We start from the raw sequence: 361 nt of genomic DNA, 5'->3' as shown, positions 1-361 counted from the left end.
CGCATGAACGAGCATAACCGGGAAGAGTTCCAGCCGCTGGTGGAAATGCTCGAGGCGCAGGAGACCTCACACTCCCACAAGGATTGAGCCCAGGGGCCACCCAGACAGGAGCCAAGCCCCAGAGGGACCCGCTTGCGGCCGACATGGCGTCGTTGCCATGCCAACCGCACCCATCGTCGTCAGGCTGCTGCTCAGCCCTGACGCAGCTCTCCCAGCAGTTTCTCCAACTTGCGCTGATCGTCGGCGAACTTGCGAATCCCCTCGGCCAGCTTCTCTGTGGCCATGGCGTCTTCGTTCATCGCCCAGCGGTACTCGGCTTCGTCCTGAGGCTCGGGCGGCGACGTATCGGCGTCGACCGGCG

Annotated in this window: 1 protein-coding gene; it reads right to left on the bottom strand. The window is 64.5% G+C overall.

The features are described from left to right. Positions 1 to 191 precede the first annotated feature (191 nt). The coding region (locus tag HOP53_RS21350; protein WP_276574630.1) for a transaldolase family protein at positions 192 to 361 on the bottom strand (170 nt) is incomplete at its 5' end.

It is taken from the genome of Billgrantia ethanolica, assembly GCF_021404305.1.
Lineage (GTDB): Bacteria > Pseudomonadota > Gammaproteobacteria > Pseudomonadales > Halomonadaceae > Halomonas > Halomonas ethanolica.
The sequence above is the reverse complement of the archived record's forward strand: the minus strand, read 5'-3'. Positions and strand labels throughout refer to the sequence as shown.